Source organism: Collinsella aerofaciens (genome assembly GCF_039758815.1).
In the GTDB taxonomy this organism is placed as follows: Bacteria; Actinomycetota; Coriobacteriia; order Coriobacteriales; family Coriobacteriaceae; genus Collinsella; species Collinsella aerofaciens_BP.
Genome location: NZ_JBDMSK010000028.1, coordinates 1 through 22,661, shown reverse-complemented (window position 1 = coordinate 22,661; position 22,661 = coordinate 1). Strand labels below are relative to the sequence as shown.

Sequence of the window (22,661 nt, the reverse complement as noted above, 5' to 3'; positions counted from 1 at the left end):
GCCCGCTCGCTACAAACGCTCCGCGTTTGCTTAACGCTCGCGCCCTGCACAGAGTTCGATTCTCCGCGGGTGGGGGGGGATCCGTTGGTGCGGGGGCATAGTTGGCAGAAATGCCGTCGGCAGCACATCTGTTTTGGGCTGGGGCTTTGCGCGGAGAATCCGCGTATTTGCTTCGCAAATCCGCACCGGCTTCGGCCGCCTGCCGGCGTCCTCGCCCGCTCGCTACAAACGCTCCGCGTTTGTTTAACGCTCGCGCCCTGCACAGAGTTCGATTCTCCGCGGTACGGACAAGAAATAAAAAGGCAGGTAGATATGAGTATCTACCTGCCTGTTGCTTATGGTGGAGGCGCGGAGAATCGAACTCCGGTCCACGAAAGCCCCCTGATTGGCGTCTCCAAGCTCAGTCGCTGGTTTTGTCTCGGACGCTTTGCGCGCAGCGACACGCTCGCGGCGTCCTAATCGGTTCGGTCTTAGCCTGCGCCATACCGATTACGTGCGCAGGAGCATTCCCCTAAAATGACGTCGCGCCGGTGTCGGGGAAATCACCGGGTTGACGCGCCGCTATAAACTAAGCAGCGAGAGCCATAGGCTCAAAAGAAGAGTTGTTGTCAATTCAATTTGACGGTACCCCTGTTTAACGAGGCGAGGAGACCTCGGCTTGCTTCCTCTCTCAGAGCTATCGTGTCGAAACCAGTCGCCCCCGAATGTCGGGAAAGTCTGGATGGTATTGGGCACGGGCACCCAACACCCGTCGACTTTTCAAAGAACATACGGGGCGAGCCCCGCTTGCGGAGTGTTATCTTACCACGTTCTGAAAGCGGACAGCTGTTCTATGCACGAGCTGTGAAGACCTCAATGTGCGCTGCACTTCGCACTTTTGCTACCGATCGCGTCACGTATATTTTCGCCAAGCACAATTGACCCGTCGAAAGGACCGTTATGGATACCAAGCAGCAACTCGTCAATGCCCTCGTAGGCCTGGGCTCAACCATTACCGAAGCTATGGATGTCATCGAGGGCTTTGTCCCCTGCGGACATCCCGCCCTCACGGTATCGAACGCACTCGTCGCGCTGGACGCTGACGATGATGCGGCTCTCGCCCAGCAGCTTGAGACCGTCGAGGGCTTTATCGACCACGTGAGCGAAAACCGCGGAGTGACCGCCTACCACGACCTCACGGTCGAGCTCGTGGGCCCCAAGGCCGATCTGCTCGCAGCAATCCGCGAGGTAGGCGCCCTTATGCAGACCGCAGGCGTCAAGAACACCCAGGTCAACGAGTGGGTCTACCGCAGCCTGGCAGCACTCGACAGCTCCGACGAAAAGGCAGCCGAGCAGCTCGCAGAAAGTCCCGCCATCAAAGTTGCACTTGCCTAAAAAGGCCTGCACCCTGGCGGTTGCGGTACCGCCCGAATGCAGGCCATAAACTCAAGCAAAAACGCTAACGCAGATACGCTTTCGCGTTGCCCAAGCTGTACGCAATCGTCGAGCCGTTGTGCAGCAGCGATGACGCTTGCGGGGTAATCGCGCCGGTAATGCCCAGTGTCAGGAGCGCCGAGTTGGTGAGCATCACCTTAGAATAGGAGCTCGTCAGACGATCAACGAGGCCCTGGCTCATGCGGCGCAGACGCACGATCGCGGCAAGATCCGTATCGGTCAGGATGATATCGGCGACCTCCTTGGCGATGTCGCTTCCGCCACCCATGGCCAGACCCACGTCAGCCAAGCCGAGCGCCGGTGAGTCGTTGACGCCGTCGCCCACCATGGCAACATGGCGGCCCTCGCCCTTAATGCGCTCCACATAGGCGTACTTGTCCTCGGGCAGCAGTTCGGCCTTAAACTCGTCGACACCCGCCTCGCGCGCAATGCGCTCGGCCGTGCGCTCCGAATCGCCCGTAAGCATAACGACATGCTTGACGCCCAGCGCATGCAGGTCGGCAATGGCCTCGCGCACGCCGGGCTTGAGCGGATCCTCGATGCCGAGCACGCCCACGACCGTGCCGTCGACCGCCAGGTACAGCGGCGACAGGCCCTGCATCTGGGACTCGATGCGCTCCTTGATGTCGGATTCGAGCTGTGCGCCCTCGTCCTCAAACACAAAATGCGCCGAACCGATGATGGCGCGACGCCCTTCGATGGACGAAGCGATGCCGTGTGCCACGATGTACTCGACGGCGGCGTGGCGCTCGCGATGCTCGAGCTCGCGCTCGCGTGCCGCATTGACCACAGCGCGCGCCACCGGATGCGGAAAATGCTCCTCCAAGCAAGCGGAAAGGCGCAGGACCTCGTCCTCACTCCAGCCATCGGTGGTGAGCACGCAAGCCAGGCGCGGCTGCGCCTCGGTCAGCGTGCCGGTCTTGTCAAAGACAATGGTATCGGCCTTGGCAAACGACTCAAAGTACTTGGCGCCCTTGACCATCACGCCCATCTTGGCAGCATCGCTCATAGCGGTCATGACGGCAACGGAACCCGTGAGCTTGAGTGCGCACGAGTAGTCGACCATCAGCGCCGCCGAGGTCTTAATGAGGCTACGCGTGGTGAGAGCGACAAGGCCCGCGAGCAGGAAGTTCCACGGGACGATCTTGTTGGCGAGGTCTTCCATGTGCGACTGGCCCTCAGACTTGAGCGAGTCGGCCGCCTGCACGAGCGAGACGATCGAGCGCAGCTTGGTCTGAGCCGTGTTGGCGCGCACGCGCACCAAGATGCTGCCGTCCTCGACGACAGTTCCAGCAAACACATCGTCGCCTGCGCTGCGCTCGACGGCAAGCGGCTCGCCGGTCAGGGTCGCCTGGTTAACCATGGCGCTCCCCTGCTCAACCACACCGTCGATGCAGATGGACATGCCGGTGCGAACGGCGACCAAGTCGCCGGGCTCAAGCTCGGTGGCGGCAACGCTCACCTCGGTGTCGCCGACGACCTTTTGCGCCTTGTCGGGCACATCGAGCAGCGAGTTGATGAGCTCGTTTTCGCTCATGGCGCGGGTGTAGTCCTCGAGCAGCTCGCCCACGTTGAGCAGGAACATCGTCTGCCCCGCGGTATCGACATCACGTTTGACAAACGAGATACCGATGGCCGAAGCGTCGAGCACAGGAACGGTCAGGCGCGGCTGCGAGAGCTCGTGGAGAGCGGCGCGCAAAAAGGTCATGTAACCGGCCACGACAAACACCGCACGCAGAGGCGTCGGCAAGAACCAGCGACGTGCGTAATGGGCGCCGATGAGTGTCGCCAGGTCCATAACGAGTTTGTGCTTGCGCGGCTCGAGTTGCATCACGTAACCCGACTTGGCATCGGCGATGGCTTGAGCATCGAGTGCGCCCAAGGCGTCGAGCACGCTCGCACGACACTGCTCGTCATATTCGAGCGCCATCTGGCCAATACGGCCATATACGCGCACTTTGCGCACGCCGTCGATTTCGCCGCCAAGCTTAAGAAGTGCATCGAGATCGCTCTCTGGCACAGGACCCGCCAATTGAAGACGGGTCCTGCCGGGAATCTCGCTAATAATCGAGAATCTCATAGTTTGTGCCTGGGAGCGTTACTCGGCTGCCTCGTCAGCAGCGGCCTCGCTCTGGGTGATGTAGGCGGCCTCGGCAACCATGTCATCGACATTGGCCTTGGCCTGCTCGACCATGTCCTGGTAGCAGTTCTTGACGCGCATACCGCACGCGATGCCCTGCACGCAGGCGTTCTTTACCGGAGCGCTGGTAAGCAGCTTGATGCCAGCCGTACCAAGCAGAAAACCGCCACCGACAAGCAGAGTGTTAAACGTCGACTTCTTCATGTTGCTTCTCCCTTTTGCCGCACAAGCGCGGCATGGTGCCTTAGCACCCGAGTTCATTAGTTTGCTCGAGCACGCTTTTGAGATTAGTTTAGTATAACTACTGTGGTCAACAACGGCTAACTTTTTGGATAATATGCGATCTAGATCGCCCGGTACTCGGCGGTTCACCCACCACGACGCAAATCCGCACCCCCACGGGTATCCGCCCCCGCCCTTGCGAATCGAAGGTGAATACTTTTCCGCGAAGTGAACGAGTCAAATCGGACCCCCGAAGCATCCGCATTTTTCGCCAACAAAACCTCAGGAAAAGCTTGGCAAAACCGCAGGAAACCAGCTCCTAAAAATGTCGATGCTCCGAGGGTCCAAATAAGGTCGTTCACTTCGCGAAAAAGTATTCACCTTCGATTTCCACAGCCCCGAATACATGACAAAGGAACGGTCTCTTTACCCCTTTCCTACAGCTGCCAGGCAGCCGCCTCCTTTTGCAGCGCAACCATGCGGGCAAATTCTCCGCCTGCCGCCTTGAGCTGCGCCGGAGTGCCCTGCTCGGCAACCACGCCATCCTTGAGCACAACGATTTTGTCGGCATTTTCCACCGTACGCATACGGTGGGCAATAACGATAACCGTCTTACCTGTAAGCAGACGGGAGAGTGCCTGCTGTACCACGGTCTCGTTCTCCACGTCCAAGCTCGCCGTCGCCTCGTCCAACAGCACGATGGGCGCATCTTTGAGCAGCGCGCGAGCGATGGAGATGCGCTGGCGCTCGCCGCCGGAGAGTTTGGAGCCGTTCTCACCGATCATGGTGTCGTAGCCCTGCGACATGCGGCTCACAAACTCGTCGCAGTTGGCGGCACGCGCGGCCGCAAGCACTTCCTCATCGGTGGCATCACGACGCCCGAGGCGAATGTTTCCCATCACTGTGTCGTCAAAGAGCAGCACGTCTTGGAACACGATGGCGTAATCACGCAGCAGTACCTCGGGATCAACGCTCGCAACATCCACACCGCCCACGGTAACCTTGCCCGCGGTGGCATCCCAAAAGCGAGCGGCCAGGCGGCTCACCGTAGACTTACCGGAACCCGAAGGACCGACCAGCGCCGTGACCTCGCCCTCCTTGGCGGTAAAGCTCACATCGGTAAGAACTTTCTCGCCGGCGCGTCCGTCCTCGCCCGCACCATAGCCAAATGCCACGTGATCGAACACCACATCGTGGCCCGCGGGCTCAAATTTCTCGCTGCCCCGCGCCACAGGCTCTTCCATGATGGAACGCATGCGCTTGGCAGACGACTCGGCGGCAAACAGCTCGGACACCAGCATCAACGCCTGGTCAAAGGGCGCATAGATACGGCTCACCATAAGCAGGAAGGCAAACATCACCAAAAAGTCGACCTGCCCGGAGGCGACCATCGCGGCACCCGTGACCAGCGTGGTGGCAATGCCCAGACGCAGGATGACAAAAGCAGAGTTGACCAAAAGCCCGTTAGCGAGCTCGCCCTTGGTGGTCTCGCGCTCCTCGGCATCGGTCACGGCGTTGAGTCCCTCAAGATAATGGGCCTCCTGGTTGGTGGCGCGGATCTCGCGAACGCAGTCGAGCGTCTCTTGAATTGCCTCGGTAACCTTGACCTTCTCGGCACGCACGCGATCGAACACCGGAGTCATGGGGCCGCGTGTTAGATACAGCACGGCAAAGGCAACGGGAACGCTCCAAAACGCCGCGATCGCCAGCTGCCAGCAAAAGAACAGCGACGCCACGAACACAATGGCGCTTGCGATGATGGCACCCCAAAGCTCTCCCAGCACGTGGCTGTAGGCGTGCTCCATGGCCTGGACGTCGCCCATGATGGTCTCGGTTAAATCGGCCAGATCACGACGACCAAAAAACGACAGCGGCAGTTTGCGCAAGCGCTCGGCGATCTCCATACGCTGCTTGCCGCACTCCTCGTAGAAGATGCAGTAGGTGTAGTAATACTGCTGCCAGTTAGAGGCAAAGAGCAACACGAAAAAGACCAGGAGGCCGCCCACGATCGGCAGCGCATCCGGCAGGTCAGCCCCGCTGGCGAGATGCTCGACAAAGCCGGCCATAACCAGGAATAAAAAGCCCATGCCGGCCATGGTAATGAGATTAGTGAGCGTGGTCCAGAAAATGCCGCGTTTTACGCCGGCGACGCCTTTATCGGATAGGAAATACTTCTTTTGGAATGAGGCGAACATTTAGGCCTCGCCTCCCTTCGTGACGGCGATATCTGCGGTCGCTGCAGTGATTTTCCAGCTCGCGGCCTGTTCGTATTCGGCCCACATCTTGGCATATAGACCCTCTTGGGACAGCAACTCGGCATGGGTACCCGACTCCTGCACGCTGCCCTGGTTGAGCACCACGATTTGGTCTGCGCCCACTACAGTCGAGAGTCGGTGCGCGATCATAATGACCGTGCGACCCGCCGCCAGCTTGCTAAAGGCGCGCTGGATGAGCGCCTCGTTCTCGGGATCGGCAAACGCCGTGGCCTCATCGAGCACCACGATAGGCGCGTCTTTAAGGATCGCGCGGGCGAGTGCCACGCGCTGGACCTCGCCGCCCGAAAGATATGCTCCGCCGGCACCGAGCATGGTATTGATGCCCTGTGGGAGCTTGGCCACAATGTCGTCGCACTGAGCTGCGGAGAGGGCCGCACGCACTTCGTCGTCAGTGGCCGTAGGCTTGGAGGCGCGCACGTTATCGGCAAGTGTTTGCCGGAACAGCTGGTTGGTCTGGAACACGAAGGCAACCTGGTCCATAAGCTCGTGCGGATCCATATCGCGAACGTCCACACCGCCTACGAGCACTCGACCCGAGGAGACATCCCAAAAACGCGGGATAAGGCTTGCGCAGGTTGACTTACCGCCACCCGAGGGACCCACCAGGGCGAGGGTGCTACCCGCGGAAACGCTAAAACTCGCATGGTTGACGGCAGGCGCTTCGGCGCCCTCGTAGGTAAAGCTCACATCCTCAAATCGTACGTCGCTGCCGGCAGGGTGCTTGGATTGGGCGGGCACGGAGAGCTGCTTGGAATCCATGACGCTTCGGATGCGAGCCAGCGAATCGGCACTCATCTGAGAGGCCTCGCCCACAAACATGAGCTTGGTCATGGCCGTCGGCACCACGGCCGAAAATATCGCGTAAAACGTGAAGTTGGCCATAAAATGCGCGAAGTCCGTCTCGCCCGGCGCCAACAGCAACGCCACGGGCAACAGGAATGCCACAAGACCATTGAGCGCGGTAAGGTTGAGTACCTGCGGACCTCGACAGAACGTGCCCGCATAGTTTTGTGCCATGTCGGCGTATTCGGCGATCGCATCGTGGAAGGCCTTGAAGGAGTAGACCGTCTGCTGAAACACCTTGACCACGGGGATGCCGCGTACGTATTCGGTGCCGGTCTTGTTCATCTTGACCAGCGCTCCCATGTAGGCCTTCATGAACTCGGCGCCTTTACCGCTCATCATGGTGGCCATGGCGCCAAACGAAACGACGACCGAGATAAGGCATGCCGCCCCCAAACGCCAATCGAGCGCGAAAAGCAGCACGAGCAAGCCCACGACCATGGCGACGGCGCCTGCGATATCGGGCAGCATGTGTGCGAGCAAAGTCTCGGTGGAGGCGGCGCATCCGTCTACAATACGGCGCAGCTCACCGGTGGCGTGCGTGTCAAAGTAGCCAAGCGGCAGCTTAAGCAGGTGCTCGCTCGTAGTCTTGCGAATATTGGACGCGCAGCGAAACGCAGACAGGTGCGTGCACATGAGCCCCACGAAATAAGCTACGATGCTTGCCAGCGCAAACCCCACGGCCCACCAACCGTACATCGCGATGTTAGTAGCTTCGCTCCAGTTGGGCGCCACGGCGATCAGATCGCGCGCGACAAGCCAAATGCACACGTACGGTCCAAAGCTCAGCAGCTGCGAGAGCGCCGAGAGCGCCATGCCCAAATACGTTAGGAATTTACGGTCGCCGGCATATGCAAGCAGCTCGCCGATACCGCCGCCTTCCCTTTTTGATCCCTTTGCCATGAGATTCCTTTCTAACGGCTTGAGAGTTAACCGTAATGAACTTATCATTGATGTGTTAGCCATGGCTCACAATCTAGCCAGGCGTGGACGTTTCCGCAAAGGAAGGGGACGCTTTTGCAAATGCGGCGGGCCGCGACCGACATAACCGAACTCTACGCACCTCAGTTTGAGCAGTTTGGCTTGAAGCTTTCCGGCAAGGGCACTGTCTTTACCGGCGAGGTAGCAAACGACCGGGCGCACGGACGCGCATGGATCATGCCTCTCTCCCCTGCCTGCATCGTCATGGAGCATTTCATCACCCCGACGCACGATATGTACCTGGCCGAATACACACCCGAACCATACGCCTGCGTGAGCGAGGTCAGCGCGCCCACGCTTACATGCATGCCCGAGGCTGGCATAACGCCCGCGAACCTTAAACCGTTGCATGGACCGTGGCCAAACAATGCCGTTTGCAGCTTTATCCAAGATAGCTGTGGCGAGGAATTAAGCCCGCTGTTTGCGGGGGAGCTTTATCACTCGCGCTCGGTACTCTTTTTGTCTGGATATTTTGACGAACTGGAGCACCGCTATCCCACCGAGTTCGCGGGAATCTTTGAGGCGTTTGCCGAGCCATGGCACGAGGAGGCGACGTCTGCCATCTGCCACGCGCTGCGCCGGATTAACGAGGACCGCGCCCGCACCGCAGGCGGACACGTCTATATGCAAGGCATTGTGGAGACCATGGTCGCGGAGCTCGCCTGTTCGCGCGCGGCCCACAAGCAGGCGCGGCAGGCGGCAGACACACGCGTCAGCATAACCATTGCCGAAGAAGCAACGGCAATGATTGAGCGCGCGCTCGACAAAGGCAGACGCGTGGGTATCAACGAGGTGGCCGAGAGGCTCTACACAAGCCGCTCCAAACTATGCGCCACCTTTAAGGCCCAAACCGGCGAGTCCCTGGGCGCCTACATTCGCAGACGCCGCATGGAGCGAGCACAGGACCTTTTGGCCGATAGCGCGCTCACGATAGCGCAGGTGGCAGAGCGGCTCGACTACCCTCAGCAGGCCGCCTTCGCCCAAGCCTTCAAACAACACACCGGCACCACCCCCACCGCTTGGCGCTCCCAACATATATAAAGAACGAGGGCGCCATCGGCACCCTCATTCACCAAATTCAATCCAGCCCACCTGACCCGAACGGCCGAGTCGTCACGGAACCGAGGGGCCGGGCGCAGGGCCTTGCCTCTCAATGAGTTCCGCACGAACAGGAGGCGCCAGTGGCGCCTCCGTCGTGAGTCAGGACTGTCCGAAATTGAGAGGCAAGGCCCTGTGCCCGGCCCCTCGGTTCCCGCTTACGAGAGCGACGTTCTCAGCAACTCGTTGAAGAGTTTCGGGTTACCCTTGCCGCGGCTCGCCTTCATGCACTGGCCCACCAAAAAGCCGATGACCTTCTGGTTGCCGTCACGATACTGCTGCGCCTGATCGGCACAGTTTGCCAGCACTTCGTCCACGATCGGCTGCAGCGCGCCGGCATCGCTCACCTGACGCATACCACGGTCGTCGACGATCTTGTTGGGGTCATCGCCGGTCTGAGCCATGGCCTCAAAGACCTCGTGAGCCTGGTTGGAGCTGATGGCATCGGTCGCCAGCAGCTTGGCAAGCGCCGCCACCTGAGCCGGCGCGATGCCGGACTCGGCGAGCGACACGCCTGCGCCCTTAAGGTAGGCGATCATCTCGTTCACCAGCAGGTTCGCGACCGTCTGGGCCTCCTTGCCAGCCATACCGGCAGCGGCGGCCTCAAAAAACTCGGCAAACTCGGGGTCGCCGGCGATTTGCTCGGCATCGGCCGCCTTAATGCCAAAGTCGGCCTCAAAGCGGGCGCGCTTGGCATCGGGCAGCTCGGGGATCTCGCCACGGCAGCGGTCGATAAACTCATCGTCCAGATCGAACGGCGCCAGATCGGGGTCGGGGAACAGACGATAGTCGTCGGCCGTCTCCTTAACGCGCATGACCACGGTGCGCTTGCGGCTGGGCTCCCAGTGGCGGGTCTCCTGGTAGATGATGCCGCCCTCCTCGAGCACCTCGGCCTGACGGCAAATCTCGTAGGCAAGGCCGTCGTGCAGGCTCTTGAACGAGTTGAGGTTCTTGAGCTCGGTCTTGGTGCCCAGCTTGGTCTCGCCGCGGCGGCGCAGCGACACGTTGCCGTCGCAGCGCATGGAACCCTTCTCCATGGAGCAATCGGAAATGCCCAGCGTCACAAAGATACGACGGAGCTTTTCCATAAACAGGCGAGCCTCCTCGGGCGTGCGCAGGTCGGGCTCGGTGACGAGCTCGATGAGCGGCGTGCCGCAGCGGTTGTAGTCGACGAGCGACTCGGCAGCGGCGGTAATGCGGCCCTCGGCACCGCCCACGTGCACCATCTTGGCGGCGTCCTCCTCCATGTGGATGCGCAGGATGCGAATGGGCACCGTGTAGGAACCGTCCTCGCGACGCTCAGGCATCTGCAGGTTGGACGCATCGTAGCTGGCCAGATGACCGGCACGCTGGTTGCCCTCGCGCATGGTCGACGTCATGGACGTGGACAGGCCCTCGGCGTTGGCCGAGGCGCTCGCCAGGCTCTGGGCCTCGGCCTCGCCAAACGCGCAGTCGGGGCGCTCGGCGGCACCGCGACCGGTCACATCCAGATCCAGGTGACCGTACATGGCAAAGGCAACCGGACCCTGCGTAGTCTGGAAGTTCTTGGCCATGTCGGGATAGAAGTAGTGCTTGCGGTAGAACATCGAGTGGCGCTGGATCTCGCAGTTGGTGGCGAGACCGGCCTTGACGATGCTCTCGATGGCGCGCTTGTTGGGCACCGGCAGGGCGCCGGGCAGGCCCAGGCACACCGGACACACGTTGGCGTTGGGCTCGTCATCGTGGCTGAGCTTGCAGTTGCAGAACATCTTGGTATCGAGTGCGGTGAGCTCGGTATGGATCTCCAGGCCGATCACGGCCTCCCAATCCTGCAGGACCTCGGAAAGCTCCTTCATTACAGCTCGCCTCCCTTCCCGGCAAAATCGGGCGCGACGGAAAGCGCGGGCGCGCCCGTGGCGGTATCGGCAAAACCGCGCTCAAGGGCGCGGGCAAACGTGAGCAGCTGACGGTCCTTAAACGCCGGGCCCACCAGCTGGGCAGAAACGGGCAGCTGAGTATCCTCGCCCAGGCCCAGCGGCACCGAGATACCACCGTTGCCGCAAATGTTGAGCGAAATGGTGTATAGGTCGGAGAGGTACATCTGCGTGGGGTCGCTGATCTCGCCAAACTTAAAGGCCGTGCGCGGCGAGGCGGGCATGAGGATGGTGTCCACCTTGGCATACGCGGCGTCGTAGTCCTGCGTGATGAGTGTGCGGGCCTTTTGCGCAGCGTAGTAGTACTTGTCGTACACGCCCGAGCTCAGCAGGTAGGCGCCAAGCATCTGACGGCGCTTGGCCTCGGCGCCAAAGCCGTGGGCGCGCGAAAGCGAGCTCTGGTCGGACAGGTTGGCGCAGCCCTCCTCCTGATAGCCATAGCGAATGCCGTCGAAGCGAGCCAGGTTGGAGAACGCCTCGGCCGGACCGATGACGTAGTAGGCGGCGATGGCGGCATCCAGGTGCGGCAGGTCGATCTCGACTAGCTCGGCGCCCTGGTTCTGCAGCTCCTGAGCGGCGCGCTGAACAGCGGCCTTGACCTCGGGCGTCAGGCCCTCGGCCTCCATAAACGCGGGAATGATGCCCACGCGCTTGCCCTCGATGCTGTCGTTGAGGTGCTCGGTAAAGTCGACGGCACAGTCCTGACTGGTGCAGTCGTACGGATCGTGGCCCGCACCGGTGAGCGCGTTCATAGCCAGCGCGACATCCTCGACCGTGCGGCCAAAGGGGCCCACCTGGTCGAGCGACGAGCCAAAGGCAACCACGCCGTAACGGCTCACGGCGCCATACGTGGGCTTAAAGCCCACCACGCCGCAGAGCGCCGCCGGCTGGCGGATGGAGCCGCCGGTGTCCGAACCCAGCGAGAGCGCGACCTCGCCCGCGGCGACGGCGGCAGCGGAGCCGCCCGAGGAGCCGCCGGGCACGCGCTCGGTATCCCAGGGGTTGTTGGTGCGGTGGAAGGCCGAGCTCTCGGTAGAGCTACCAAAGGCGAACTCGTCCATGTTGGCCTTGCCCATGGGCAGACAGCCGGCGTCGAGCATGCGCTGGACGCAGGTGGCGGTGTAGACGCTCTGGTAGTCCCCCAGCATGCGGGAAGCGCAGGTAGTACGCGTGCCCACCAGATTCATGTTGTCCTTGATGGCCAGCGGCACGCCCGCGAGCGGGGGCAGCGGCTTGCCTGCGGCACGGTCGGCATCCACGCGCGCAGCGGCCTCGAGCGCGAGCTCGGGCGCCACCTGCAGGAATGCCTGGACCCCGCCCTCGCGCGCCTCGATGGCGGCAAGGGAGGCCTGGGCCACCTCGGTAGCGGTAAAGTCGCCGGCGGCAACGCCTGCGGCGATCTGGGCGGCGGTAAGGGAATCGAAGCTCTGCGCCATTACTCGCTCTCCCCCTCTCCCAAAATGGACGGCACGCGGAAGTAACGGTCGCGCGCGCTACCGGCGTTTTCCAGCGCGACGTCGAGCGACAGATCGCGCTCGGGCTCGCGCAGGTCGTCGCCCATCACGTTGGACAGGCTTCCGATGGGATGGAATGTGGGCTCCACGTCGGGCAAGTCATATTGCAAGACGGGCTCGAGCATCTGGACGGCGTCGTTCATGTAGGACGTCATCTGGGTGAGCTCGTCATCGGTCAGTGCGATCTTTGCGTACTCGGCGATGCCGCGCACGTCTTTCTCGCTGAGTGCCATAGGCGCTCCCTTCCGCATAACAGATAAACCGCTCTAGTATACAAGGCAACGCCACTTGGAGCAGGTGCTTTACCCAAATGCAGCGAAAACGTAACGAGGGCGGCGGGTTGGCAGGCGGCGGGCTGGCGGTTCTGCAGCGAAACCGCACCGTCCATAGCGAAAACCGCGCCGTCTGTAGCGAAAACCGTCTCGCCCGCAGCAAAAGCATCACAACATTCGATGCTTTTCGCCAAAATCGAGATTTTCATCGAATGTTGTGATGGTTTGGAAGTCCCGACCGCCACAAAGGTACCTGTCCCCATTGTGGTAGTTCTGAACGATGTCCTACGCCGAGGCCTTGGCCTTGCGGCGCTTGCGGACCGCGTGGATCACGATATCCAGCAGCAACAGCACAATGGCTACGACCACAATGAGCACGGCAAACTCGCGCTTGCCCCAGTGGCGACCGGCCAGCGACTTTTGCTTGTCGACGTCCTTCTTGTTGTACTTGGTGCGCACGCAATGCACCAGCAGGCGGTGGTCGTTCACGCCGTAGGGCGTGCAGGTGACGAGCGTCACCTTGTCGGCGCCGGGCTCGATGGTCAGCGACTCCATCTCCTCGGGCAGCACCACCTCGGAGTCCACCATCTTGTAGGCGAGCGTCTTGTTCATGGTGTGCAGCAGCACCAGGTCGCCGGGCTCCAGCGAGTGGATGTCGTCGAACATGCTCAGGTTGCGCATGCCCGAGTGCGCGGTGAGCACGCAATGCGTCGAGGTACCGCCCACCGGCAGGCTCGTGCCCTCCAAGTGGCCGACGCCCGCCATAAGGACTTCCTCGCTCGTACCGTGGTAGATGGGCATGCTCACGTCGATGGAGGGGATCTCGACCCAACTCATCATGGGGTCGCGGTCAAAGATGAGCTGCTGAGCATAGGGCTCGATCTGGTCGGCCGGAAGCTCGGTGGCCTCGCCGGCAAGCTGCTCGTTATAGGAGCGCGCCTGAAGCAGAATGCGCTCGCGCTCCTCGGCAGAGAGTGCGTCCACGGTGCTGGACACCGTGCTGATCTGGTTGAACACGCCCGAGGCCTCGAGCCGGTCCAAGATCCACGGCCAGGTCATAAGGCCCACGCCGATAAGGATGATGACGATGGTGATGAGCCGGTCGGCCCAGCGCGGCAGTCGCTTGCGGCGGCGCTTAAGCTTTGGTTGAGGGCTCGAGCCGCCACTGTCCGCGGCGTTATTGCTCTTCATATGTTTGGCGCCCTGCACCATCGCCGGTCACTCCTCTACAACTCAAGTTGTCTAAACAAATAATAGCCGATTAGCGAGCTCATGCGCCGGACAACGCAGCTAGGACCGAAACGCCGCCTACGGTTCGAATTCTTGGAGACCCTCTACAGCGCTTCTTGCCATGGATATTCCTTTCCAAACATGCGATCGACTTCGAGCTGAATTCGCTCATCGTCGATTGCCGCCAAAGATAGCGCAAGCGAAATGTCGTCGACACGGGAGGAGCCGGCAAACACGGGCACATAGCGCCACACTTGGATCATCGCCGTTTCGTTATCCGGCAGCTCCCCATCTGCGACTTCGAGGTCGCTCAGTTGACGCCATGCACTTCTTAAGACGGCCTTTTGTTCCATGCCCGGCGCAGCGAGCATCGAACGCGCAGCGAGCGCCGTCTCCCCGGCGTCAACAAGATAGTCGATCTGCGGCGTCTTCCTTGCAAAAAAGACCTTCGAGACAGGCGAGGAGAGCTCTGCCATGTGCTCGCTGAGCAGAAGATCAACGGCAACAGGGAACACGACGACACGTCGCTCGCGACGCTCGCGCCTCGCGAGCCCCCTGTCAACAAGCTCGGTTATGGCCTCACTCGCGCGGCTTGCCGAAATCCCAAGCGCACGACAAAGGTCATAGGGACGATACGGCTCCTGGGCTGCTCCCCAGATTGCGGCAGCCTGTGCGTTGGGTGACATCTTGGTCGCGTGGTTGCGAAACCGGGCACCGCCCCTCTCCGTGCAGGCTGTGCCCATAAATGGAAGAAAAGCCTGTCTGCCGGGGCAAACAAACGGAATCCCTTGTGCGACCAATGCTTTGCGCTGACGTGCATCGGCATCAGGAAAAGAAACGACAACAGGAGTCTCCGCGCGCAAGGCTAGCTGACTATAGACTCTCTTAGCCTCGGGAAGCCCGACGCCAGTAGGCAAGCTTGCAAGCAAAAACGAAAAACCGTTTGCGTCAACAGCGCGGACTTCAATCGCCCGCAGATGCAGCGGCAAGCGTGCGGATCCAGGCCAAGTTTTGGTCTTGGCGGAAAGGCCTAGTGCTTCTTGTAAGTAGATTAGCGCTTCGTTCATTTCCATTGTTTTCGTTCGATTCCAGTTTGTATTGGAATTATACATAATTTTCGGAATTAGCGAGCTTCTTCTCATGCATAGGTCCGCATTTGCGTTTTCAGAATATCCCGGATCGGCGGGGCGATTCGGGATACAATGTCAATAGGAAACGACGCATCCCGCGTAAGTACTTAGGAGCGCGGGCGGCCTAGTTTTCTGGTTTTGTTAAATGCTCGGGATCCGACCCCCGGGCATTCTTATTTGCGCTTGTTGCGGCGCAAATGCCTTCTACCGTCCGCACCGCGCGTGCGCCTACGGACCTTAATCCGAACCTCATACGAGTCAAGAAACGCGATGACGAACGTACCCGCATCGGACGGTGGAGGCTGGCTGCGTTGTCCCAAAAAAAACGGGGCAGACTCCAGTGCGGAGTCTGCCCCGAAAAGAGAATGGCAAAGCAAGAACGTGGATGGACGAGAAAAGTGTCCGCAAGTCTCATGGCCATCACATCCCACCTGCCAAAGGGATGGGTGAGCGAGCGTTACTCCTGCTCGGACTCCTCAGCCTGCTTACGGCTGCGGATGAGGTGCGCCACGCCGATGCACAGCACCGCGCCACCAGCAATCCAAGTGAAGGTCACGCCGTTAAGGCCGGTGAGGGGAAGGCCAGAGCCCTTCTTGTCGACGATGGTAAAGCTGAGCTTGCCGGTAGTTGCAGTGGCCTTATTGTCCTTCACGACGCCATCTGTCGCCTCGATTACGGATTCCGTGCTAGGCTTAATGTCACCGCCGGTCTGATTAAGGTCGCGCGTGATAGTGAAGGTAACACCACTTGCCGCGGAGTTATTGTAGCCAGGCGCTGGGGTGACCTCTTTAAGGATGTAGGTGCCCTCATCGAGACCGACAACGTTAATCTTGCCGTTTGCGTCGGTCGTCAGCTTGGCCTTACCCTTATCGGTCGTCTTGACACCATTTGCCATAATAAAGGTGCCGTCAGCATCGCCCTGCTCTTGCAGCGTGAACACAACACCGGCGAGAGGCGGATTCTCAGTCTCTGAACCAACCTTGGTTACATCGATGCCATAGGTGTAGTCGTAGGCAGGATGCTCGACCGTGGTGCCGGTATCGTCGGCATGCGGATTGTTGGAATAGGTCAACGTAACTGTATTCTTCTGGGGTTTACCCACCAAGTCGCCAAACGTCGGATTAATTTTACCATCCTTGCTGTTTTCAAAAATCTTTGCAGGGTCAAGCTTGGCCTGATACTCAACAGTCACAGTAGAGTTACCGGTGACGGCAATATCGGAATTGTTCTCACCCTTGCAAACCTTAAGGTTGCCGAAATCAACCTTGAGCACGTTGTTGTCATCAAAGGTTGCGGTATAGCCAGAAATGACCTTTTTGCCGTCAATCATAACTGTCACAGCGGGGGTCGTGCTGCTGGCTTCATCAGTGAACTTGGGCGTCATGGATTTGGGAAGATTATCCGTGAAGGTGTACCTGTAGGTGCTGTAAGTGTTGATGTTCCCCGCAACGGTGCCAACGAGCTGATAGTCGATAAACTGGTCCATTCGGGAGTCTGCAGCCATGTTGGGATTTTTGAACACATCGGTACCGAAGGTGCTGCCATCCTTGTCGTCCCTGACGGCCTTGGTCACAGTGGGGACCTGCTTCTTGGGAGCAATGGTCTCAGCGGAACCGCCAACAACGGCGAAAATGGGCGAAGTAAAGGCATCGGTGTCGCGTTTGGGTGGATTAGTGCTAGTGTTGACGTCTTTAGTCACGAAGAGCCAGTAGCCGGTATTCAGACCAGTGAAGGTGCCATTGGGGCTCGTTTTGCACTCATCCGTCCCTTCAGTGATATTGGCGTCCTCCAGTGCCTTGGCGATCTTGTCGAGAGTCTTTCCGGCATCGAGCTTAGTAGTCTTGTCTGTACCTGACTTGTACTCACCTTCGGTTTTATCTTTAAGCCAGTCAGCCCACTTCTGAGCATCATTGCCGGAGGGCTTTGTAACGTCGTTAGTATCGGCAGCCCCGATCACAGCATCCCTAACGACATCTGACGCCCACTCAATGTCGGAAAGCGTCTTAGCGCCATTCCAGTTGTTAACGCCTTCCAAATCCTGCGTGACCTTGGCCTTGAAAATCTGGATACCCTTAAAGGTTGTATCCGTATAGGTCTTCTCGTCAATCTTTACATTGCCATCCGGAGCCACCGTTGGCGTGCCATCAGCAAACGCCATGGTCACCGGGGCCATGACGCCGCCGAAGCTCAGCGCTGCTGTGAGACCTGCCGTTACTGCCAGGCGTGCGATGTTCTTGTTCATGCTCATCTTCTTTTCCTCCGTTTTCCGTTTGAATCTCATTCGATCGATCATCATCTGTCTGTGTCTTAGCATCTACTTCGCTACGTCTCGCCCCGCTCTCTGTGGGGCTGCCAGCTACTCTTTATGGCTGCCACCTCCCCGCTTGACCAGGAGCGCGACCACGATGAGCGCGGCTCCGGCGACCGCTGCGGCGGCCGCGGCGTACATTGCCATATCGCCAGTCGAGGGCATAAAGCCTCCGGTGGTAATGCTAGGGGGTGTGCCGGTGGGCGTGTTGATGAGCGACGCCTCCAGGCTGCCCGTCGACCCGTCCGCGCTGTCGGCGCGCAGGGGCGACTCGGCCGTGATGGTGAGCTTGGGCTTGGCGGCGGCCACCTGGTCGACGTCCAGGCCCTCGGCCTTGACTGTCACGGAGCGCGTACCCTCAAAGGCGGTGTAGCCCTTGGGTGCCTTGAGCTCGCGGACTTCCAGCTTGCCCGAGTCCACGCCCGAGACGGTCACGCGGCCGTCCTCGCCCGTGGTGACGGTGGCCTTGCCCTCCGCATCCCACGTGCCGTCGGCCGCCAGCGTGCGGTCGCGGTCGTCTACGATGCTCAGGACCGCCCCGGCAAGCGGCTTGTCGCCGTCGCTGCCGCGCTTGGTGAGCGCGAGATCCCAGGCGTAGGCGCACGCATCGTCGCTCGGCGTGCGGGTGAAGCCGGCGTCGCCGGACTGGTCGGCAAAGGGAGAGCGCGGGTAGCGCAGGTAGACCTCGTTGGGGTTGCCCTTCGCGATGCCGTGGTTGCACGCGCTGTTGAGCGGCGCGTTGTACACGGCGACCACGCGGGCGCCCGCGGTGAAGGCGTCGGCCCCGCCGAGCGCGGCGATCAGGTCGCCGGTGCGCACGGTGAAGGTCTTACCGTCGGCCGTTACCTTGGTGGCGCACTGGGCCGTGATGTCGGTCCAGCCCTTCGCGGGGTCGGTGCCGGCGCGGCCGTCCTTACCGGCCGAGACGGCGTCGAAGCCGCCGTCCGCGCCCGCCGCCGCGTACACGCGCATGCTCGCGGCCACCTTGGAGGGGTCGAGCCCCGCGCCCATGGTGTCGACGAACCGCACCGTGTAGGTGTCGTAGGCAGCAAGACCCGCTGGAACCGTGGCCGAGAGGCGCCAGTACAGGTCGTCGGCGACCGTGGCGTCGGCGGCCTTGCCCCAGGCGGCGGTGCTGTCCTCCAGCACGTGCTTGGCCACCTTGGGAGTGGCGGCCTTGGGCTTGACGGTGACGGCGCTGCCGCCGACCAGAACCATGATCGGCGCGGTGCCGACCTCGCCCTGGGCGATGGCGTCGTCGTCGGCGACGATGAGCCAGTAGCCACAGGACAGCTCGGTCGTCGTGCCCGCGTTAAGGGCCACGGACACGGCGTCAGAGCTCTGGAGGGAACGAGCGAGCTGTGCGCTCAGCGCGCTCGTAAGGTGGGAATCGGTGTTGAGCCACTCGGCAGCTTCCTGCGCGGTGGACTGGGAATTGGGCATGCCGGCGCTGTGCAGCACAGGCAGCGCGGCGTCGCGTGCGGCGTCGCTTGCCCAGGCGAGGTCGGTGGCGATCTTGGCGTCGCCGCTGTCGTCGACGACGTTGGCGCTAAAGATCTGGTAGGCGTCGTAGCTGCGCGCCACGGTGCCGCTCACCGTGATGGAACCGGTCGAGGTCGGCGCGGCCTGCGCGGAAGCGGGGAACACAACCGCGCAGGTGCCGATCAGGAGGGCAAGCAGCGCAAACAAGATCGGGAAGGAGCAAACTTTCTTATTCACGACGCTCGCCTCCCTTCGCATTCGCCTTGCGACGAATGTGCATCCAGGCCGCAGCAGCGCAAAGCACCGCCGCGCCGGCAAGGTATGTCACAGTGACGCCCGACATACCGGAAAGAGGCAGAGTGGTGGAGTAGGTGTTGGTGAAGGTGGAGGCGGGAATGGCGTTGGGCGCGGCGTCCTTGCCGATGGTGTTACTCACGGTGTTGCCCATGTCGTCCTTCACCTGCGTGACCGTGGTGGAGGTGGTGAGGCCGGAGTACTTGCCAGTGGTCTCATCCATGACGGCCTTCACCGTGACGGCCACCTGGTACTCGGCCTTGGAGTAGCGAAGCTTGTCGATGGCACCGGTGGTAGGCGCGACCTCCTTCACCGTGTAGGTGTAGGTCTTGGCGCCAGTCGGGTTCGAATCGTCGATCTCGGCGAGGTACTTTTTGGAGAACGAGATACCGCCAAAGGATGCCACGATGTCGTTGACCTTGGTGGAGCCCGCTGCGGGAGCGACGGAAATAGTCGTCGGATCAAGCTTAGGTGCGCTATCCTTATTTGCCCCCGTAGCCTCGATGCTGAACTCGAACGGCACATATTTGTCTTTATCGCCCTTCGGCCAGTCCGTATTGCGAACAGATTTGGTCACCGGGATCTTCACGGACGTAGTGGTAAGGGCGTCGGAAATGTAGACGTTGTTCCCGTCAATCGTCGGGCTCTTTCCCTCGGTCCACGTGACGGAACCGTTCTCGTTGGACACCGTGAACTCATAAACCGTGGTGTTCAAGTTGTAGCCAAACGGAGCCTGGGTCTCAACAAGCGTGTACGTACCCGGCAGCAGACCCTCGAGCGTGAACTTGCCAGGCGCGGTGTCGGTGTCTGCCCACGTGGTATCGCTCGAAGTCGACTGGTCGCTCTCCCGGTCGATCACGGTCCAGGACTGGTCGGCCGTACCATCGGCGTCCTTTTTCTTGGTGAGCTTCCACTCAGAACCAGGCAAAGGAGTGTGTTTTGTGTCGTCCTCCGCCACCTTGGTCCAAGACACCGTACCGGTGATGATCTTGGTGTTGGGAATGGCACCTGTGGGGTTATTCTCGAACGGAACATTTTTGCCGTTCTCATCCACGTAACCCTGAACGTAGTTCGGCTTCTCGCCAGTATTGTTCATAGTGGCATAGTAGATGGTGTCTGACTTCTGGTAGCCAGCCGGCGCCGTCTCCTCTTTGATGTAATACGTGAAGTAGTTGGTATCGTTGGAATTGCCGATGTTTGCCTTCTGGTTCAGATAGTTGAACTGAAGCTTGCCATCACCCGAAGCGTAATCATTTGCGCCACCGTCAGTCACCGTCACGATAGCGTCCTTGCCCGCGACAGCATTCTCGACAGAACCATAGATAGCCCACGAGGAACCAGGAAGCGACGTGTTGCCGTTCGCCGCATCGACCTTGCTCCACGCAACGGCGGAGCCGTCGGGCGTATACGACCCAGACCACGGGAAGTTGTGACGCTCCTGATCCATATCGATGACGGAAGCCGAGTTACCCTCACCAAATGCTGCGGCAACCTTCGGGCTGTTCATTGAGAAATCGACGCCCACATAAACGCGGCCGTTGGTAGTCACATGGTCGTCGAAACTTCCGTTGGGAACGAGAATCGATCCGATCATAGCCGCCGCAGGATCGTCGTCAGTCCACTTGGCACCGGTGGCTGTGCCGCCGTATCCCCAGTCCGCGCGGTTTTCTCCCGCGATGCCGCCTCGAATGGTAAGGCTTTGCGTATCGACAAAGTTCCACATGATGGACTGGGAAGCCGTCGCGTATGCCTCGCCCAGCTCCTTGCCGGAATATTGAGTTTCGTAACCACGCGAAATCTCGGTACCGTTCCACCAAAAGCGCCAGCCATTGTGAAACTCAATATTCGAAGATCCGGTAACGTTCACAACAACCGAGGCGCCCTTGGGAATGCCCTCGAATGCGAAATCAACGCCACGATAATACTCGTTGTTGTATGTATTGCTCAGCTGAGAAGCATCGATGGTGAACACCTGCTGCATAGAGGTGTTGTCGCCCTTAAACGTGATAAGACGCTCGCTATTCTTGAAATGCTTACCATTGAGCGACGTATCGGCGCAGTCCGAATATATGGTCTTATACGACTCATCAAACACCAGGCCATAATTACAATCCGTCTTGTCGTACTTGTTGATTACGTAGTTGTTGTGATTGCTCGCGAAACCAACCTCGAGCGTGCCGGTATTTGCAAACGAGTTGAGCTGTTTCGATAGCTTCGAGAGGTACCCATCTTCACCGTTGTAGCTCGAATAATCGTTATTGTTGACATTAGTCAAATCAACAGTTTGATTGAACAGGTTGCTTTCCTGAAAGTTCTTGCCCTCGTACCAATTACCCTGCGTTGTCACCACGGATTGGCGTTTATTGTTATCGCGCCAGTATGTGATGGGGCCTGCGATCTGCGCAGTGTAGGCAAAGCCGGAAGGAGTCGCGCCCTCAGAAGATTTCTGCCGTCCGACCCAAGCGCCTTTCTCCCAAGCGCCAACGGTAGTCGTCTCCGGCGAGTCGCCGCTATAACCAACGCTCATCTTGGTGATCGCACTTTTAATTCCGGCCACCGCAAGCACGGTGCTGCCGGCGACAGGACGGAACTGGGAACCAAAACCAACGGTGCCAAAGCGGAAACCAGCACCAATTGATTGATAGGGCCAGCTCTCTTTGACTGGATTCATGGCAAGCTTGCCACGGACCAAGGTAAGGCCCTCCGCCTCAGCGGCATATGAGCCGGTGGGGGCGTTCTCCGCATCAAGATTACTAGTGTCGCTCGGCTTACCACCGATGTACATGTCGCGGCCGACGTAGGTGGCCACGCCGGGATCGGGGGTGGAGACATCGATATTCGTACCGATACCGATAGACGTGGGAACATAAATTCCCTTCTCCACGGTGGCCGTCGCTCTCGCTGAAGCCGCATTCGCACTCTGAGCCTGCCCAGCACTATTTGAAGAGCCAGCCTCGCCGCCATTGGTCTCGTCGCTATTCTGGTTTTCGGCATCCTCGCTGGTGTTATCTACAGCAGCGGACTCACTTGAGGAACCCATTACAGTTTCCTCGGTAGAAACCGTCTGGGCATCGTTGGCAATGGCCTGCGAGATCGGGGGCATGACGAGCGACAGTACCAGGCTCAACACGGAGGCTCCGCACAAAACGCCTGCCAATACACGGCGCGTCGCTTTATTACTCTGCTTAGATTTGTCCGAATTCGCTTTCATCGATGTCTCCTCCCCAAGAGACCGCGATCTTGCTCTTTCACCATCAAACGTATCTGCGCAATCTGTAATTGCGCTCGTTTAGTAATGCAATTATAACAATTGTTTAAACATCTGAGCAACAAAACCGACATTTTTGTAGCAAGTTCTCAATTCTCTTGACATTTGCTCAGATTTACCTTCGTTTATTCGCTATCTAATTTTTGTTTCTGCTGGTAATTTAGTTGCCTATTATTTTTTAAGGCTCTGTTAGACCAGGATTGACATACATGTGTCCCCACGGTGCCATATCGTTAGCCCCGTAGACCGCGACGGA

At 59.8% G+C, this 22,661-nt stretch carries 14 protein-coding genes and 1 other RNA gene; 2 read left to right on the top strand and 13 right to left on the bottom strand.

Annotated elements, in window-relative coordinates:
* Positions 1-338 precede the first annotated feature (338 nt).
* Positions 339-702: a transfer-messenger RNA gene (ssrA, locus tag ABHT90_RS09135) on the bottom strand.
* Positions 703-939: 237 nt separating this feature from the next.
* Here ssrA and ABHT90_RS09130 point away from each other — a divergent pair.
* The gene (locus tag ABHT90_RS09130) at positions 940-1,374 is read left to right on the top strand and encodes a hypothetical protein (protein WP_346982282.1); all 435 of its coding nucleotides are present in this window, start codon (positions 940-942) and stop codon (positions 1,372-1,374) included.
* A gap of 64 nt (positions 1,375-1,438) precedes the next feature.
* Here the strand turns inward: ABHT90_RS09130 and ABHT90_RS09125 are convergent, their stop codons facing one another.
* From ABHT90_RS09125 to ABHT90_RS09110, 4 genes are all read right to left on the bottom strand, one after another.
* A complete protein-coding gene (locus ABHT90_RS09125; protein WP_346982281.1) occupies positions 1,439-3,454 on the bottom strand; it encodes a heavy metal translocating P-type ATPase in 2,016 nt (671 codons plus the stop codon).
* A 78-nt stretch (positions 3,455-3,532) separates the two neighbouring features.
* Positions 3,533-3,778, bottom strand: coding sequence for a DUF6110 family protein (locus tag ABHT90_RS09120; protein WP_022094642.1), 246 nt, complete (start codon positions 3,776-3,778; stop codon positions 3,533-3,535).
* A gap of 455 nt (positions 3,779-4,233) precedes the next feature.
* Complete coding sequence (locus ABHT90_RS09115; protein ID WP_346982280.1) at positions 4,234-5,991, bottom strand: ABC transporter ATP-binding protein; 1,758 nt, start codon at positions 5,989-5,991, stop codon at positions 4,234-4,236.
* Complete coding sequence (locus ABHT90_RS09110; RefSeq protein ID WP_346982279.1) at positions 5,992-7,818, bottom strand: ABC transporter ATP-binding protein; 1,827 nt, start codon at positions 7,816-7,818, stop codon at positions 5,992-5,994.
* Positions 7,819-7,938: 120 nt separating this feature from the next.
* Here ABHT90_RS09110 and ABHT90_RS09105 point away from each other — a divergent pair, with 120 nt between their 5' ends.
* Positions 7,939-8,937 (top strand): helix-turn-helix domain-containing protein, encoded by a 999-nt coding sequence (locus ABHT90_RS09105; RefSeq protein ID WP_346982283.1) that lies wholly within the window; start codon positions 7,939-7,941, stop codon positions 8,935-8,937.
* Between the two features lie 215 nt (positions 8,938-9,152).
* On the opposite strand, the gene gatB is transcribed toward ABHT90_RS09105, so the two are convergent.
* The 8 genes from gatB to ABHT90_RS09065 form a co-directional block, all read right to left on the bottom strand.
* Entirely contained in the window at positions 9,153-10,829 is a 1,677-nt protein-coding gene (gene gatB, locus ABHT90_RS09100) for an Asp-tRNA(Asn)/Glu-tRNA(Gln) amidotransferase subunit GatB (protein WP_346982278.1), read from the bottom strand.
* Complete coding sequence (gene gatA, locus ABHT90_RS09095) at positions 10,829-12,343, bottom strand: Asp-tRNA(Asn)/Glu-tRNA(Gln) amidotransferase subunit GatA (RefSeq protein ID WP_346982277.1); 1,515 nt, start codon at positions 12,341-12,343, stop codon at positions 10,829-10,831. Before gatA ends, gatB begins: the two co-directional genes overlap by 1 nt.
* On the bottom strand, positions 12,343-12,654 hold the full coding sequence (gatC, locus tag ABHT90_RS09090) for an Asp-tRNA(Asn)/Glu-tRNA(Gln) amidotransferase subunit GatC (RefSeq protein WP_346982276.1): 312 nt from the start codon (positions 12,652-12,654) through the stop codon (positions 12,343-12,345). The genes gatA and gatC overlap by 1 nt, the downstream gene beginning before the upstream one ends.
* A 324-nt stretch (positions 12,655-12,978) precedes the next feature.
* Positions 12,979-13,884, bottom strand: coding sequence for a class C sortase (locus ABHT90_RS09085; protein WP_346982275.1), 906 nt, complete (start codon positions 13,882-13,884; stop codon positions 12,979-12,981).
* 143 nt (positions 13,885-14,027) lie between these two features.
* Positions 14,028-14,996: a hypothetical protein gene (locus tag ABHT90_RS09080; protein ID WP_346982274.1), complete on the bottom strand. Its 969-nt coding sequence runs from the start codon at positions 14,994-14,996 to the stop codon at positions 14,028-14,030.
* A 514-nt stretch (positions 14,997-15,510) separates the two neighbouring features.
* Entirely contained in the window at positions 15,511-17,295 is a 1,785-nt protein-coding gene (locus tag ABHT90_RS09075) for a SpaA isopeptide-forming pilin-related protein (RefSeq protein ID WP_346982273.1), read from the bottom strand.
* Positions 17,296-17,409: 114 nt separating this feature from the next.
* Positions 17,410-19,080, bottom strand: coding sequence for a SpaA isopeptide-forming pilin-related protein (locus ABHT90_RS09070; RefSeq protein ID WP_346982272.1), 1,671 nt, complete (start codon positions 19,078-19,080; stop codon positions 17,410-17,412).
* The gene (locus ABHT90_RS09065; RefSeq protein ID WP_346978403.1) at positions 19,073-22,348 is read right to left on the bottom strand and encodes a SpaA isopeptide-forming pilin-related protein; all 3,276 of its coding nucleotides are present in this window, start codon (positions 22,346-22,348) and stop codon (positions 19,073-19,075) included. Before ABHT90_RS09065 ends, ABHT90_RS09070 begins: the two co-directional genes overlap by 8 nt.
* Positions 22,349-22,661: the final 313 nt, after the last annotated feature.